This window comes from Rheinheimera salexigens (assembly GCF_001752395.1).
Taxonomy (GTDB): Bacteria; Pseudomonadota; Gammaproteobacteria; order Enterobacterales; family Alteromonadaceae; genus Alishewanella; species Alishewanella salexigens.
The window spans coordinates 2027862-2043522 of the sequence record NZ_MKEK01000001.1; the positions used below are offsets into that span (position 1 = coordinate 2027862).

The window sequence follows — 15661 nt, forward strand, 5'->3', positions numbered from 1 at the left end:
AATTAAACGTCCTTGTTATTGTGGCATCGATTGATAACTGAATACTGATACCGCACGATACGACTGCTCAGCTATTTCGCATTGTAATAACGGCGCTGTTAATCGTTGCTGCTCAAAGCTTAAATACATATATAACAATCGATACAAGCCCCCGGCAGTTCCCAACTCACCAGTAAAATAACTGGGGAATTCAAACTGCGTATTACTATCCACCACCCCATGTAGATGTTGATACTGCTGTAACCATGCCGACGTCAGCTTAGTTTCGCCTGTATCTGGCAGCATGATATAGCCTAGGGGTTGGTTATATTCACTGACAACTTTTAAGAATAAATCGGCCAATGCCAACTCATCATTGTCGGCTGAAGCATTAATGGCACCTGCCGAAGCTGCATTTGTATTAGCAGTAGCTAAACGTTTGCTAATATTGACATCGGCTGCGTGGAGTAAGCTAACAAGGCCAGTATTACTTAGGGTTAAACACACCGCGACAGCGCCTTCTGAGGCAACTGCCTGTGCTGTATGCTTATCCAGACGGGTTGCTACCGCTAAACTATCTACGGCTAATAACCAGATGTTTTTACTTTTATTGCTGCTTATATTGCTGTTTAGCTTGGCGTTAGCCGCAGCAAACGCCATTAAGGCCGCCGCTCGACCATAAGGAAACACCTTACAATGCTCTGAGCGTAATAACGACGGAAACTGGCGCATTATAGCTTGCAACAAATAGTGTAATTCGGCGCTATCAACGCCAGAGAATTCCGGTAATAGTAAATATACTTCGCTATCCGCAATAGCTTGCTCAATGCTGGGCCATAGCTCTGTTAGCAATAATATAATCCGTTCCGTTAGGCTAGTAGCAAGGTTGGCGCCGGTAACAAAATTTGCCGGCAAATCATTATGCTGCCAACTAAAAAATTCGGCGGGTATGGGATTATTGGCTAATGCCATTGCCAGTGCTGTATCTTTGGTTTTACCGGTAACAACCGCATACTGCGCTATGGCTATTGGTTGTGCCATATACCACCTAACAAGGTATCAGGCTCACGCCAGCTAATGTTATTGTTACTTAATCGAGCATAACAAGCGGCAATGCGCCGTTGCTGCTGATTTCCTTGTTGCCAAATTTTACCTAGTGTTGCTGAACTTAATGCTTTGCCAGAAAGATATTTAGTCGTTGCATCTAAATTTAGGTTGGCTAATTGGCTAACATCACACAATAAAGTATCGGCTTCAATTACGCCTAATATGCAGGCTAAACTATCTGCAGCCGCTTCACTGGTCTGAGGTTGTTGGGCTAATTCCAATAATAAAGTAATAAATTTAGTTTTCCCGGTGATAGCTAAGGCCAAAATAGCTAATGACTGGGTATTAATATTATTAATTAATAACGTAATAATATCGTTTTGTTTTGTCTCTGTGGCGGCGGTTAATAACAATATTAATTGTGCAGCCTGTAATTGTTCAGTTTTAACTAACTGTTGCACTAAATCGACTTCACAATAATTATTTTCAGCCGACCACTCACTATTACAATTACTGTTCTGATAGCTATAAATTGCCGTGTGTACTAGCGGCAATAGCAGATCATCAGCTGGTAATTTAGCGGAATATCCAACTAGTTTCGAGTGCAACTCTGGCTGGGCTGAACATGCAACATACCAGATAGCTGCGGCATTTATTGGCTGGCTAAAGTGAAATGGATCAAGCTTAAGTTGTAATCTTATTGCCAACGGCCAGAATAACTCACTGTTTTTTGCATCCGAGTTACGCTGCATATTTGCGATAAATCTTATCAACCATTCTGGTTGCAATAATGCTTTTATTTCATGTAGTAGTAACCAAGCTGGTTCAGCCATTAAAAACTGTTCTAGCTCTATTAACGATAATTGTTGGTTGCTAGTATTAGCTATCCATTGCAACCATAATGGCATTTCTGGGGTTATACCCCGTTGTTGGATTAATTTTATATTAGCTATCAGCTTTAGGTCATGTTGGCGCAATTGCTGTAAACCAACATAACGACTATGAACTAACTGTAGTCTTTGTTGTAACAGCAAACGGGTGTTACCTACTAGGGTTTCATCTACTAACATTGCGCTTAACCACCAATAAGTACAGTTGGCATGCCCGCAACAATTTTTCCACCATGCTCGGTTGCATCACCCAACCTAGCGGCATTTTTGCCATTAATAAATACCGTGGCTGAGCCAGCACTTATGGTATCAGGAGGACCAATACAGACCAATTTATCGCCTTTAGTTGCCGCTGGTATACCACAAATAGTGACATTGGCTGATCCTGATACTACAGGGCCACCAACATGGGGTTTAGGCCCCGGGTCAACCTTGGGGCAGACATGCATCATGCCAATAACCGCAGCAGGTTTAGCCATAGTTTAGTTCCTTTAATGCTATGTCGATTTTAATTAAGGCTAAGCTTAGAGCCCTTAATCGTGATATTGGTGCCTTTAATATCAATAGAGCCATCGCTTTTCATCGAAATTGACGCCGCACCCGTTTTAATGGTTATTGAGTCGCCAGCATCTATAATTAACTTTTTACCTACATTTAATGTGTCGCCGCCATCAATCGCTACTTGGCGGTTCTTCTTAACATTTTCGTTATCATTACCCGTTATCGTTGTCAGTCGGTCATTACCAATAACATCGGTTTGATTGTTTTCGACTTGTAACTCAAAGTTTTTTTCTGCATGTAAATACAGTAACTCCTCGCCCTTTTTATCTTCAAAGCGAATTTCGTTAAAGTTTGCTGCGGCGCCTTTTTCTGTAGAGCGGGTTTTAATACCTGATTGCGTTTTTTCATCAGGTAAATTATAAGGCGGCATATGATCAGAGTTATAAACTGCGCCAATGACTATCGGTTGATCCGGATCGCCATTTAAAAATTCGACTAAGACTTCTTGATCGCGCCGAGGGAAGAAAAAAGCGCCCCAGTTTTTACCTGCCCAGTTTTGGCTAACTCGGATAGGACAAGAACTTTGATGGTCGTTAATTTCACTGCGATCCCAGTGAAATTTCACGGTGATACGACCCAAGGCATCAATCGAAATTTCTTCGTTACCTTTACAGGTAACTGTCGCGGTTTGCACACCATGAATAATGGGCTTTGCACAACGTAATTGCGGCCGATAGGCGACGTCTTTTGGTACGCAATAAAATTGATTTCCAATAGTTTGTTGGCCTGATTTATTGGCGCCAGACTGGCTGGCAATAGCGGCGGTTAATACTAATTCAGTTAATACATACTGCTTACCCATCTCGGCTGGATCGTCGTGCTTAGTGATGGTAAAAGTTTTGCCTATGCTAAAAGAACGACAATTACTGGCGCCTTGTCGGCGCTGCATATCACGCTGTAATGCGTCTAATCTTATACCGGCTATTTTTTTGCTTCGACTATGGAACTCAGATTCTGCCTCATAACGAAATACTTCATAGTTGTTATGGCCAGTGACTAAACCACCTTTGGTAACATCACCAGTGGGTAACGACATCGGTTTTTTTAAATCATAGCCACGTTGTGTGAACTTACCCGGCGCCATAACCACCGCATGTTGCCAATGATGGACATGGGGTTCAGATAAACTGCCGGTAAAAACGGGGACTTTTGCTTCTGAATTAGGTGCATAAGCAGCAGCACTGTCGGCTAATATTAGTTTATGTGCTGACTTGGTATGCTCAAAGAAGTAAAAGATACCTTCTTGCTCAAGTAAGCGTTGCACGAAGTCCATATCACTTTCTTCATACTGAACTTTAAAATCATAATTTGGGTAGTTCCCCGCTTGCACCTTAGCGGCAGCATCAATTTTAACACCATGCTCTGCTGCGATGGTTTCGACAATTTTCAATACATTAAGTGATCGAAATATACGACTGTTCACTTTATGCTGCATGTACCATGCGCCAGCGACAATATTAAGGCTAAAATCGCGATACTCTGCACCCGCGGCTTCGCTATCTACACGATGACCTAACGCGGTGATATCAGCAATAATGCCATGGATATAGCGCTGTTTATGCCCACCTAACTCTAAAGTGATGGTTACTTCCTTACCTATTAGCTCATTTGGTTTTACCGTCCGGCCATTACTAAACACTTCAGCTTTAAGACTAAATAAACTAGATAGCGCTTCTTTATAAACAAAACGAGTAAGTATGACGGCATCTTTACCCAAGGGGGTGTCTATCTTGATGCTATTTTCGTCCTGGGTTGCCTGTTGCATCCATTCGCCTCAATATAAAAGACTAAGTTGATAGGTAAATAAGCGACATAAGATACTGGTGTGTAAACCACACCAGTATCAGAGTTAGCAAGTTACAGCTTAGAACCTTTAACACCGCTATAACCATATACCAATGGTGCAGTAACGTTGTTTTTATCGTCGGTAGGAGTAACAGTCATCATCAACTCAGTGTAGCTAATAACAATAGTTTCAATTGGACGGTCGCCAGAAACAGACATTTGATAGCTGCTGATCATGGCATCAGTCAGTTCTATCTTCATGATCTCTTCTACTTTATCGCCTTGCTTAGTAATGTGGAAAACAGCTTTTTGACCTTTACCAATAGTGGCTTCTTTAAATAAATCTGGTGATGACTTATCTTGCAACTTAGTAACAACAATATCATTTAAGCGAGTTGCACTTGCCTCACGATCCATTGCGGTACCAGTAAATGAAGATAATTCACGCTGAGTTCCCCAATCCATAGACAAAACAGTGATCATGTCTTTGAATTCTTCAGCAGTAGTCTCACCCTTGATCGCACCATATTTCAAATAGGTATTTGCTTGCATGCTATGCTCCTTTTGCATATTTAAACAGTGTCCAACAATGGACATCAATTGGATCTGGGCAAAGTGTTACCCGTCAACGCATTAAAAAGCCAGTATTTATAAGTTACATACCACCACTTAATTAACAAAACTAAAATGTAATTATAAATATTTTCATTTATTTAGCCTTAAAAGCTTACAAATTATACCCTTTACACATTTATTGACAACAATAAATTAACTAAAATGATAATTCATTTATCTTTTATGTTAATTCTTTGATTTCATATTGAAAGCCGTCCTGATTGATTGCTAAATCAATATGTTTAATATCAATATCTTGAGCTACCTTTTGTAACAAACCTATCGACAATTCAGGAAGAAGCTGATTTTGTAAAATGTTATGAATTGTTCGCGCCCCTGTACCTGCGTCTTGGCATTGATTAACAATAAAGTTGATAACTTCATCGCTATAACTAAAGCTGGCTTGATAATGTTGGTGTAAACGCTTTTCTATCCGCGCCAGTTGTAAGACGGTGATCCGGGCTAATTTTGTATCATCTAACGGAATATACGGGATAAGATTTAATCGGCCTAAGAAGGCTGGTTTAAACACTTGTAATAAATCTTGCTTTAAAGCTTTTGCTAAGCCATCTATTGAAGGCGCAGTATCTGGATCTTCAAATAAACGCATTGTGGTATCGGTACCCACGTTGGAGGTCATAATAATAATGGTATTTTTAAAGTCGATATCTCGACCTTCACCATCTTTTATCGTGCCTTTATCAAATACTTGATAAAAAATATCTTGAACGCCCGGATGAGCCTTTTCCATTTCATCAAGCAAAATAACACTATAAGGTTTACGTCTAACCGCTTCTGTTAACACGCCCCCTTCACCATAGCCTACGTAACCAGGAGGCGATCCCAGTAATAAAGACACTTTATGCTCTTCTTTAAACTCTGACATATTTATCACAGTTAATTGAGCCTCACTGCCATATACCTGCTCGGCTAACGCTAATGCAGTTTCAGTTTTACCCACACCACTTGGACCCGTTAATAAAAATATGCCGTTAGGTTTACTTTCATCTGCTAATTGAGCACGTGAAGTTTGGACTGTCCGGGCCATTAAATCTAATGCATGGTCTTGGCCAATTACCCGCTCAGCCAAATGGCTGCTTAAAGCTAAAACAGTGTTTATTTCATCTGCTTGCATTTTGCCAAGTGGAATACCGGTCCAGTCTGAAATAACTTCGGCGATCAGTTGTTCATTAACTTGCCAATGCACCATCGGCTCGGCAATTTGATTAAGCTCAGCTTTAATATCAAGTAACTGCTGTAGTAGTTGCTGCTGCTGCTGCTGCTGCTGTAAGATTATTGCATCAGCAGTTTGTTCGCAGTCGACTTGTTCGGCAGTCGTAAGTTGTTGCGCTAATTGCCGCGCAGTCGCTACTTGCTGCTGCTCTCGCTGCCACTGCTCGGTCACTTGCTCAAGATTGGATTCTGTAGCTGATTGTTGTTGTTGCAAGTGTTGTAATTGCTCATCATGGGCGACGCCTAAGCGCTGCTCACGCTGTAGCACTGCAATTTGTTGGCCTAGTTGTTGTAGTTTACGTTGCAAGGCCTCTACTGCACCAGGCACCGTATCTTGGCTCATGGCAACCCGGGCACAAGCCGTATCCAACAACCCAACTGCTTTATCCGGCAGCTGACGACCATTGATATAACGGTGGGATAAAGTTACCGCGGCCTGTAAGGCTTGATCGGTAATATTTACCTTATGGTGTTGCTCCATAACTGGTAATAAACCGCGCATCATAATAACGGCTAGTTCAACAGAGGGTTCTTCAATTTTAACCACTTGAAAGCGACGAGTTAATGCCGCATCTTTTTCAAAGTATTTCTTATATTCTGCCCAGGTTGTGGCGGCGATAGTTCTTAATTCGCCCCGTGCTAATGCAGGTTTTAATAGGTTTGCCGCGTCATTTTGACCTGCTTGGCCTCCACTGCCAATCATAGTGTGGGCTTCATCAATAAAAAGAATAATGGGTATTGCTGATGAGTTAACTTCTTTAATGACATTTTTTAAACGGTTTTCAAACTCACCTTTCATCCCCGCACCCGCTTGTAACAAAGCTAAATCAAGCACCCGTAAACTAACGTTTTTTAATTTATCTGGTACTTCGCCAGCCGCAATTTTTAAGGCTAAACCTTCAACTACCGCGGTTTTACCGACACCCGCTTCACCGGTTAAAATAGGATTATTTTGCCTGCGACGGGTTAAAATATCGATCATCTGCCGTATTTCATCATCACGACCTACAATAGGATCAATTTTTCCAGCATAAGCTTGAGCAGTTAAGTCAGTAGTGAATTGATCTAATGCTGGCGTTTTACCGGCCTTAATGGCCGGACTGGCTGCGGAATTAATAGCTTGCTGTTGCTCGCTGGAATGCCGCGCTAATTCAGGCCACACTCTTAATAACTCAGCGGCATCGACTTTCTCTAACGCGGGTATACGGCGCAGTATTAATGCCGATAAGCTATCATCTTTAAGTAAGCTATACAGAATATAAGCTGAGCGCATTTGTTCATCGGAAAAGTCGATTGTGGTATTTAGCCAGCAAGCACGTAACAGATTAATAAGCTGTACTGAAATACTGGGCAAACTACTATTACCGGTTTTTAAATGCTCTAATACTTGTTGTATCTGCTGCTTAACCAGGTCTGGGTTAATATCAAAACTACGTAAAATTAAACTTATATCGTTATCAGCTTGGGCCAAAATAGCGTCAAGCCAATGCTCTATTTCTACACTGTAATGACTACGTGATTGACAACGCGCGGTAGCTGCTTCTAATGAAGCCCGGCTAGTTTGATTCAGTTTTTCTACCAAACTTTTTAACGTGGTGGTCGACATATTTGCTTCCTATGCATAACTAAGAACCGGTCAGCTGATAACTGAATCGGGTGACTTTTTGTAGTTGAGTTTCACGAACAGACAGGCAACTGCCTTTACCTAGGGATAGCCCAGATTGGCCTAACTTTACGGCTGTAAATGCTTTATTAGGGGCCGATAAAGTAACGCGTACGTTATAGCCATTAGGGAGATACTCAGCTAATAAGCTATGCATTAACTGATTTTTATAGCTACCGGGCAATAATTCAGCGGCTTGCTGTTGTTTAGCGCTAAGCAGCAACTCTACGCCAGAGCTGATATCCCACACTCGTGAACCGAGCATGGCACTGTCACCTAAACGGGCATTTAATCCGGTTGGTCTAATACTTGAGGCAAGTGCGGTTTGATCGGCTGTATCTAACCTTAACCAGCGACCTTGTAAGGGTTCTAAAGCAACATCGACCGCTAACAATTGCGATAGCATAGCGGTGAGCTGTTTAGCATTGCGGTTTTGCTGACTAAAAGCGCCTGCAAAATATAAGCCCAACTCAGAACGGGCTCCGGATAAAGTGGTCAATACTTTACTAAAACTATCCTGCTGGGCAGGCATCATTTCGTATTGACACGCAAAGCGATACTTTTCCCAAGCGCGGTAATATAACGATATCAGGCGATGATTAAAGACATCAAAGAAGTCGCGCATGGTATTATCACGCTGCTTAACCCGATCTATAACCAGCTCGGTATAATGTTGTGGCAATACCCCACTTGGCCCTGTTAAACCGAAAAAACTGACATGCATATTAATGCTTGTTGCCTGTTCTGGCTCGGCATGACGTGTTTCTACTTTACTGATTGGCTGACCTGGGAAACCTAAATGTTGTACCGATTTAAACCGAATTAATTCCTGGCGCGGAAAACCATCTCGACCCACACCTTGCCAGCGTTTTTGCTCACTACTGTATTGGCGCTCAACACTATAAACGGCTTGATAAAAATCGAAATCAGAAGGTGATTGCTGCAATTGCTTTATGCTCATAACAGCACCTTACTGCCGCATTGCGCTGGCCATTGGTGATAAATTTGTTCATGACTTTTTATTTTAATCGCCAGCCGAGTATAGCTATTGATACTGGCATATTGGGCAAAGAATACATTAAGCACATTAGCAAAAAAATAAATGCTACTGCCAGCATAGGATGCTTGGCTAAATTCAATTAAAATATCACTGCCACTACATACTGCTACGCGGCCATTTTGCACCACTCGCGCTGAGCCGGCTTTAATCTTAATCGAGCAGATACCTTCTATTAAGGCTTTCGATTCTGGCGTACAACGAAAATCATATAATTGCAGTGTTTCTTGCAACCGTTGTAATGCATTATCTGCGGTAAAATGGTTTAAGGTTAAATGATTCACTAACTGCCAACGGCTAGCATCATGCAGCGCCGGTCTGACACTTTGCCCCGGAGCATGCAAACAACGTATTTGCTTCACTACATCCGCGTGGCGACTAATAGTAAAAGTTGGCTCGCCACCGCCAAAGGGCAAATACGCGGGTAAATTACGATTGCTGCATTGGGCGCTAACTTGTAATACCCAATTACTGGTGGTTTGTTCAGCATTAATGCCTTGGAATTTTCGGTCAATTACCGACAGATACACTTCAGTACCTGACTCCGAGTAACCACCCGCCCAATCTGCAAACTCACGGCGACTATGCCAAAACATATCTTGTTGTTGTAAATAATCAGGATGACCTTGGCTATAGTATGGGTTGAGCTTAACTTCATTGCCAAAAGGGTCAAACGCTTGCACTTTATCGATACGTATTACTTCACAAACATCGGCATCTAGGTAACGCGGTACCAAACGATACTCGTATTGAGATGCATCCATATTGACGGGTTCTAGCTTTTGCTGAAAAAGATTAATCACCGGAGTGCAACCTAGTAACACACTGTCTGCAGTAATATGACGCTCTAACTCTTCTGCTGATTGATCGAGATAAAAATACAATTCAAACTTATCCGCTATATTTGGCCAACTTGGATCTAAGTCTTGCAACTCGACAAATAAAAATTTTTCTGGACAAACAAACTGCTCAATCAATAAACGATAGCCCGAAAAACTACGTTGACTATAAGGGATTACTTGATGTTCATCGGCAAAGCCCACGGGATGCATATGTTCAGCTGAGATAAAACGTATTAATTCAGGTTGCCCCGCTGGCGCAATACCAATATGCAATAATTTACTCAGTAGCAACTCATATAAACGATAGACATGATGGCGCTGACCATTTAAATAAAAACGTAATGTATTAACGGCTAGCTCATGGATGGCGGTGTTTTCAAACTCACAGGCCAAGGTCAGTTTAAGTAGGGATTTAGCCACCGTATTGCCGGGCGGTTTAGGCGCATGAAACGGCGCATTTTTAAATTCAGCCTGTTCCACTTCAATCGGTAATAGTTCTGTATCGTAACAAGCTTGAAAGGTACAAGGTTTAAGACCATCAGCTTTAGTTTCAAATTCTGTCCCTTGCTTAATCGTTATACCTGACGTGGATAAGTTTTGACTGGTCAGCTTTAAAATGGTGGTTGCAGGTATAGGCGCTTGATAATCAGGATACAATTGACCTAATAAGGCATCAGTTAATTCAGGAAAACTATCATCCAACTTTTGTCTTACTTGGGCGGTGAGCAAAGCCACCCCTTCCAGTAATCGCGACACATGCGGATCTTCAACATTCTCTTCGCTAATACGTAATCGACCGGCTATTTTAGGATATTGCTCAGCAAACTCGGCCCCCATACGGCGCATGTAGGTCAATTCACGATTATAGTACTTTAATAATTCGTCATTCATGCCTGAAACTCCTTGATTGTTAGCCCTAAATGCACCGGCTCTACTTCAGAATCAAACATGATATGTTCAGGCTCTGGGTCGGCATACAACAAGGCTTGAATGCGCAATCTCAAGACCCGCTCTAACGAATCGCTAGCATCAGGTATGGATACTTCAACATCAACAAATCGTGGTTCAAAACGGCGGATGGCATTTTCTACAGCACGGCATAACAGATCGCGACCTTCTGTAGAATCAACCACCATTACCGAAAAGTCAGGTAGGCCATAATTTAATAAACTCAACTCAAGTTCTTGATAACTTTCAGGCCAGGTATGCCACTGCACTCGACTATTGAGTAAATTCTCTAAGTCACGGCGTACACTTTGTCGCAAGGCTTTTAAATTAAAACCACGTTGACGGCCACTGTCTTTATGGCCTGGATCATCATCAATTAGTCGATCTAAGATAGACATTTGTAATTGCTGTTTAGGGGGCAGTTTAACTGCGGTCATTAATAATGCCCTTTTACTGATTAACCACTGTATTTGAATCAGTATCGGTAACAGATTTAGAAACCGTATTTCCAAGCGAATTAGAAACCGTACTAGCAGCATCTTTAACATCGCTAACGCCTAAACTTTGGATATCAGTTAAGGCCAAGGCATCATCATCAACTAACAACATTTTTTGGCCAATACCGGTCACTAAACCATCAGCGTATTGCTGCCAATCACTGCCACGACCTAGCGAGGTTTCAACGCTGTTGCTCTGGATATAGGTCATAGGAACAAACACATCACCTTGTGGACCGTCTTTAATAAAGATTTCTGCTCGGCGCCAAACGGTGTCGAGTAACGATTCCGGCTTTTTAAACTGCAAACTATCAATCTGTTCAAATCGAACTAAATAATAATGGCCGTCGGTACCAAATAACTCTAAATATCCGCACAAGCTGTCATCTAAATCACGTACTGTATGATAATGTTGACCATTAATAGTCATAGCAACGGGTTGGCGTAAGCTTTCTAACTCGGCAGCAGCAGTTACTGCCGTCGCGATATCTGAGTCATTTAACGCTACTCGTAATGATAATTGAGCTTTAAACATAGCGTCTGGCTCATCAAATAGCTGTGCTGTCATACCCGCTTGGTAAAAGTCTTTACGGGCAGATGCTGCGCGAATTAAATGGCGTAAATTAACTGCACCGGTAACATAATCCGGATGCTGTCGCAGCATAATATCCAGTTGCTGATCGGCTTTATCAAACTCACCTTGCACGCACAACAATTCAATATAACGGGCACGAATGTCGGCATTTAACGGGTCATCCCGTAAAGCTTGGCTAGCCATAGTGGTAGCTGTGCTTAACTGTGCTTGTTTAATTAATGCATCTATTTTTTTCATTGTTATTCCCTTACGCTTTTGCATGTTGTTTTGGCGATAACTCTGCTACCAATTTTACCGTGGTAAGCATTTGATCCAGCTGAAAGTGCGGTTGTAATTTAATAATTGAAAAGTATCGCCCTGGCTCGCCGCGCATTTCTTTTACTTCAATATGGGCTTCGCGCAGTGGGTGTCGCGCACGAACATCTAACGATGCATCGCTAGATGCGGTGGTATATTGATGTAACCAACGCTGTAAATCTTGCTGACACTCAGCTGCAGAGTGATAACCACCGACTTTATCGCGGCCAATCACTTTGATGTAATGAGCAAAGCGAGACACACATAATATGTATTGCAACATGGCAGAAAGCCGCGCATTTAAGCCTGTCAGGTGATCGTCATATTGTTTAGCTTGCTGCACAGAAGCATTATTATAAAAAGCGAAGAAGTCGCTATAGGGCACCGATGATAAAGCCACAAAGCCGTTATCAGATAAATCTGCTTCAAAACGGTGACCAATTAATAAGTTAACGGAGGGTTTATTTAACGGCTGATACTTTTCGGTCTCATATTGGCTAACCGGTAATTGGCTGACTAAGCCAAAATTATACTGTCCTGATTTCATGCCGCGAATTTGGGCAAACCAGCCCGACTCGCTATACGCTCTCACTAATACCGCAGCGAAAGCAAAAGCACTATTGCCCCATAAATAATCTTGCTCAGGGCACGCTAATGATTCACGAAAAACAAAGCTTTCACTGCGACTGCCATCGTCTTTATACGGACTGCGCATTAAGACTTGGGGCAACACCATACCTAAAAACCGCGAATCTTCCATAGCGCGTAATGCCCGCCATTTTACATATTCTGGTTGCTTAAACTGGCTGCCAATATCAGACACTAAACCAAGTTGGCTAAAATGATCAACGCCAAATAATGATGGATGTGCCGCACAGATAAAAGGTGCAAAGGCTGCTGCAGCAGTTCTAACCACATCTTTTAAGGTATCTAAATCATTACCGATATGGCCGGGGCGTGTTTTATCGCTACATGAAGTATTGCTACGCGCTTTGTGACTAATTTGATAATCACCAATTAATACCCCAAACGGCTCTCCGCCTGGCATATCAAATTCATTATCATAAATTAGTTTAAAAAAATCACTTTGGTCAAAATCGATCGCCCGATTAATATCTTTAGCCAGTTCTGGCCAGGCTAAACTAATCAATTTAACTTTTACTTTTTGCTCGCGATCATGCTGCTCGGTTTGCTCTGTTAAGTACAAAACACCACGCCAACTAGATTCTAATTGTTGAAACTTTTCATGATGGATAATTTCATTTAGCTGTAAATTTATTAAGCGATCGATATCCGCTATGGCTCGACATAACATCGCCGACAAAGCCGGTATAGTGCTAACCTGATGTCCGGCAACATGTTCTAGCCAATACATAATGGCATTTAGCGGTATTTCTTCACGTAAAAATCGTGTCAGAACACCGCTACGCTCTAATTTTGTGTAAGTAGGTTGAGCCCGGCTGCTATTTGCAGTCGAAGCACAATCTGCTTGCATAAATAGATCTTCACTGACAAATTTTACGGCGTCTGACATGCTAATCTCACTACAAACAGTCAATATGGCTCGCGTACCTGCAAAGTTTGCAGATACGCGAAGCGATTTAGTTGCCCATCTCAGGAATTTTGGCAACTAACCGTAACGATGTAGAAAGCTCTTCTAGTTGTAACCATGGCCGTAACCAAGCCACAGCATTATAAGAACCAGGACGACCTGGTATTTCACGTACTTGCACCTTAGCATCGGCTAATGGATAACGAGCACGAACCTCTTGACCGCTGCCTTCTGAAGCGTTGACATAAGTTAAAATCCAACGGTTTAACCATACTTCCACGTCTTCGGCTTCCATAAAGCTACCAATTTTGTCGCGAGCTAATACTTTTAAGTAATGAGCAAAACGTGAGGTTGCCATTAAATAAGGCAGGCGCGCAGAAATAGCCGCATTTGCTGTTGCTTCAGGGGTGTCATATTTTTTCGGTTTTTGTGCCGTTTGGGCGCCAAAGAACACAGCATAGTCAGTGTTTTTATAGTGACAAAGTGGTAAGAAACCGAGTTTGCCTAATTCCGCTTCACGACGGTCAGTAATGCCAATTTCTGTTGGGCATTTTAAATCTGGATCGCCATCATCACTCATAAAGATATGGCTGGGTAACCCCTCCACTTTACCACCACCTTCAGCCCCACGGATCGCAGTACAAAAACCGTATTGAGCAAAGGCATTGGTTAATTTAGCACCCATGACATAGGCCGCATTCATCCAACAGTATTTATCGTGATCTGTCGTTTTAGCCACGGTCTGTTTGCTATCTAGTTCAAACTCTTCATAACCAAATTCTTCAATTGGGCTGGTCGCCTCACCATAAGGTAAGCGCGCTAATACCCGCGGCATGGTTAATGTCACAAACCGAGAGTCATCACTTTCACGGAATGAACGCCATTTGGTGTATTCTAAAGACTCAAAAATCTTTTCTAAGTCACGTGGCTTAGATAGCTCGGTCCATTCATCAAAACCAAATAAGGCCGGTGATGCGCTAGACAAGAATGGACAAAAGCCAGCAGCCGATACATTTGACATATAGGTTAATGTTTCAATATCTTCTGGGTGATTGGTAAATTCATAATCACCAATTAAGGCACCATAAGGTTCGCCACCAGGTGTGCCAAATTCAGATTCATATACTTTTTTGAAGGTTTGGCTTTGATCAAACTCAACCGCTTTACTCAGATCTTTGTACAGTTCCTTTTTTGACATGCTAAGCATACGAATTTTAAGTGATGCACTGGTTTCAGAGTTTGAAACTAAATGATGTAAACCGCGCCAGCTGCCTTCAAGTTTTTGAAATGCCGCGTTATGCATAATGCATGACAGTTGATCAGAAATAAGCGTATCGATACGGTTGATCGCTTCATTAAAGGTGACCGTTAAATTTTTATTCCAACTTACGGTGCCATTTAATGCTTCTTCAGCTAAGGTACGTAATAATTCTTCAGCGCGTGAGGCATCTGTTTGTTTTGTGGCGCCTATTGCTTGCTCTAATAATGAGTGGCTAGCAACTTCACCGCTTTCATGTTGTTCGACTAACGCTTCGCTACTCATATTATTTTTCCTCTAAGCTCAAATCTTGCGCCAAATTTTGCAAGTCATCACCATTATTAAGTACGCGTTCTAAAATATTTTCTAACTCTTCAGAACGATCGATTTTAGTCATTAAATCACGCAACTTATTGCGGGTAGCCATCAGTTTTTCTAGCGGCTCTACTTGCTTAACAATGGCGGCAGGCTCAAAATCCTGCATAGATTTAAACTCTAAATCGACTTTAAATTCAGTGCCGTCATTTGCGAGTTTATTTTCCACGCTAAAGTTTAGCTTTGGATTCATCCGCTTTAATACTTCATCAAAATTGTCACGATCAATCTGCACAAAACGACGGTCTTTTAACGGTTTTAATGCTTCAGTATTTTGACCAGCAAAATCACCCATGACGCCAACAACAAAGGGCAACTCTTTCTTAACTGAGGCTCCTTCTGTTTCAACATCGTAAGTAATATGCACACGAGGCTTACGCACTCGTGATAATTTACTATGAATACTCTCCATGGTGTTTCTCCTGTTACTCAGCTGTCGTTGGTGTCAGCAATCTAATTGGTGTCCG

At 42.0% G+C, this 15661-nt stretch carries 13 protein-coding genes; all 13 read right to left on the minus strand.

Features of this window, described 5'->3' with window-relative positions; all coding sequences use genetic code 11:
* Nucleotides 1-15: 15 nt before the first annotated feature.
* Nucleotides 16-1020, minus strand: coding sequence for a hypothetical protein (locus tag BI198_RS09245; RefSeq protein ID WP_070049297.1), 1005 nt, complete (start codon nucleotides 1018-1020; stop codon nucleotides 16-18).
* Entirely contained in the window at nucleotides 1005-2096 is a 1092-nt protein-coding gene (locus BI198_RS09250; RefSeq protein ID WP_070049298.1) for a hypothetical protein, read from the minus strand. Before BI198_RS09250 ends, BI198_RS09245 begins: the two co-directional genes overlap by 16 nt.
* A gap of 5 nt (nucleotides 2097-2101) precedes the next feature.
* Nucleotides 2102-2395 (minus strand): PAAR domain-containing protein, encoded by a 294-nt coding sequence (locus tag BI198_RS09255; RefSeq protein ID WP_070049299.1) that lies wholly within the window; start codon nucleotides 2393-2395, stop codon nucleotides 2102-2104.
* Nucleotides 2396-2424: 29 nt separating this feature from the next.
* Nucleotides 2425-4242: a type VI secretion system tip protein TssI/VgrG gene (tssI, locus tag BI198_RS09260; protein ID WP_070049300.1), complete on the minus strand. Its 1818-nt coding sequence runs from the start codon at nucleotides 4240-4242 to the stop codon at nucleotides 2425-2427.
* Between the two features lie 92 nt (nucleotides 4243-4334).
* Nucleotides 4335-4814, minus strand: a complete 480-nt coding sequence (locus BI198_RS09265; RefSeq protein WP_070049301.1) for an Hcp family type VI secretion system effector — start codon at nucleotides 4812-4814, stop codon at nucleotides 4335-4337.
* Between the two features lie 244 nt (nucleotides 4815-5058).
* On the minus strand, nucleotides 5059-7716 hold the full coding sequence (tssH, locus tag BI198_RS09270; RefSeq protein WP_070049302.1) for a type VI secretion system ATPase TssH: 2658 nt from the start codon (nucleotides 7714-7716) through the stop codon (nucleotides 5059-5061).
* 19 nt (nucleotides 7717-7735) lie between these two features.
* Nucleotides 7736-8734 (minus strand): type VI secretion system baseplate subunit TssG, encoded by a 999-nt coding sequence (gene tssG / locus BI198_RS09275; protein WP_070049303.1) that lies wholly within the window; start codon nucleotides 8732-8734, stop codon nucleotides 7736-7738.
* Nucleotides 8731-10563 carry a type VI secretion system baseplate subunit TssF gene (gene tssF / locus BI198_RS09280; RefSeq protein ID WP_070049304.1) on the minus strand — a complete coding sequence of 611 codons (1833 nt, stop codon included), beginning with the start codon at nucleotides 10561-10563 and terminating at the stop codon, nucleotides 8731-8733. The genes tssG and tssF overlap by 4 nt, the downstream gene beginning before the upstream one ends.
* Entirely contained in the window at nucleotides 10560-11057 is a 498-nt protein-coding gene (tssE, locus tag BI198_RS09285; protein ID WP_070049305.1) for a type VI secretion system baseplate subunit TssE, read from the minus strand. Before tssE ends, tssF begins: the two co-directional genes overlap by 4 nt.
* Before the next feature lie 13 nt (nucleotides 11058-11070).
* Nucleotides 11071-11949: a type VI secretion system accessory protein TagJ gene (locus tag BI198_RS09290; protein ID WP_070049306.1), complete on the minus strand. Its 879-nt coding sequence runs from the start codon at nucleotides 11947-11949 to the stop codon at nucleotides 11071-11073.
* 10 nt (nucleotides 11950-11959) lie between these two features.
* Nucleotides 11960-13543 carry a type VI secretion system contractile sheath large subunit gene (gene tssC, locus BI198_RS09295; protein WP_070049307.1) on the minus strand — a complete coding sequence of 528 codons (1584 nt, stop codon included), beginning with the start codon at nucleotides 13541-13543 and terminating at the stop codon, nucleotides 11960-11962.
* 67 nt (nucleotides 13544-13610) lie between these two features.
* Nucleotides 13611-15104, minus strand: a complete 1494-nt coding sequence (gene tssC / locus BI198_RS09300; protein ID WP_070049308.1) for a type VI secretion system contractile sheath large subunit — start codon at nucleotides 15102-15104, stop codon at nucleotides 13611-13613.
* 1 nt (nucleotide 15105) lies between these two features.
* Complete coding sequence (gene tssB / locus BI198_RS09305; RefSeq protein WP_070049309.1) at nucleotides 15106-15606, minus strand: type VI secretion system contractile sheath small subunit; 501 nt, start codon at nucleotides 15604-15606, stop codon at nucleotides 15106-15108.
* Nucleotides 15607-15661 lie beyond the last annotated feature (55 nt).

Bases quoted from the DNA above. Each gene is read 5' to 3' on its own strand.
- tssI (WP_070049300.1), bottom strand. From the start codon at position 4,242: ATGCAACAGGCAACCCAGGACGAAAATAGCATCAAGATAGACACCCCC.
- tssF (WP_070049304.1), bottom strand. From the start codon at position 10,563: ATGAATGACGAATTATTAAAGTACTATAATCGTGAATTGACCTACATG.
- BI198_RS09290 (WP_070049306.1), bottom strand. From the start codon at position 11,949: ATGAAAAAAATAGATGCATTAATTAAACAAGCACAGTTAAGCACAGCT.
- tssE (WP_070049305.1), bottom strand. From the start codon at position 11,057: ATGACCGCAGTTAAACTGCCCCCTAAACAGCAATTACAAATGTCTATC.
- BI198_RS09255 (WP_070049299.1), bottom strand. From the start codon at position 2,395: ATGGCTAAACCTGCTGCGGTTATTGGCATGATGCATGTCTGCCCCAAG.
- tssC (WP_070049308.1), bottom strand. From the start codon at position 15,104: ATGAGTAGCGAAGCGTTAGTCGAACAACATGAAAGCGGTGAAGTTGCT.
- tssH (WP_070049302.1), bottom strand. From the start codon at position 7,716: ATGTCGACCACCACGTTAAAAAGTTTGGTAGAAAAACTGAATCAAACT.
- tssG (WP_070049303.1), bottom strand. From the start codon at position 8,734: ATGAGCATAAAGCAATTGCAGCAATCACCTTCTGATTTCGATTTTTAT.
- BI198_RS09245 (WP_070049297.1), bottom strand. From the start codon at position 1,020: ATGGCACAACCAATAGCCATAGCGCAGTATGCGGTTGTTACCGGTAAA.
- BI198_RS09250 (WP_070049298.1), bottom strand. From the start codon at position 2,096: ATGTTAGTAGATGAAACCCTAGTAGGTAACACCCGTTTGCTGTTACAA.
- BI198_RS09265 (WP_070049301.1), bottom strand. From the start codon at position 4,814: ATGCAAGCAAATACCTATTTGAAATATGGTGCGATCAAGGGTGAGACT.
- tssB (WP_070049309.1), bottom strand. From the start codon at position 15,606: ATGGAGAGTATTCATAGTAAATTATCACGAGTGCGTAAGCCTCGTGTG.
- tssC (WP_070049307.1), bottom strand. From the start codon at position 13,543: ATGTCAGACGCCGTAAAATTTGTCAGTGAAGATCTATTTATGCAAGCA.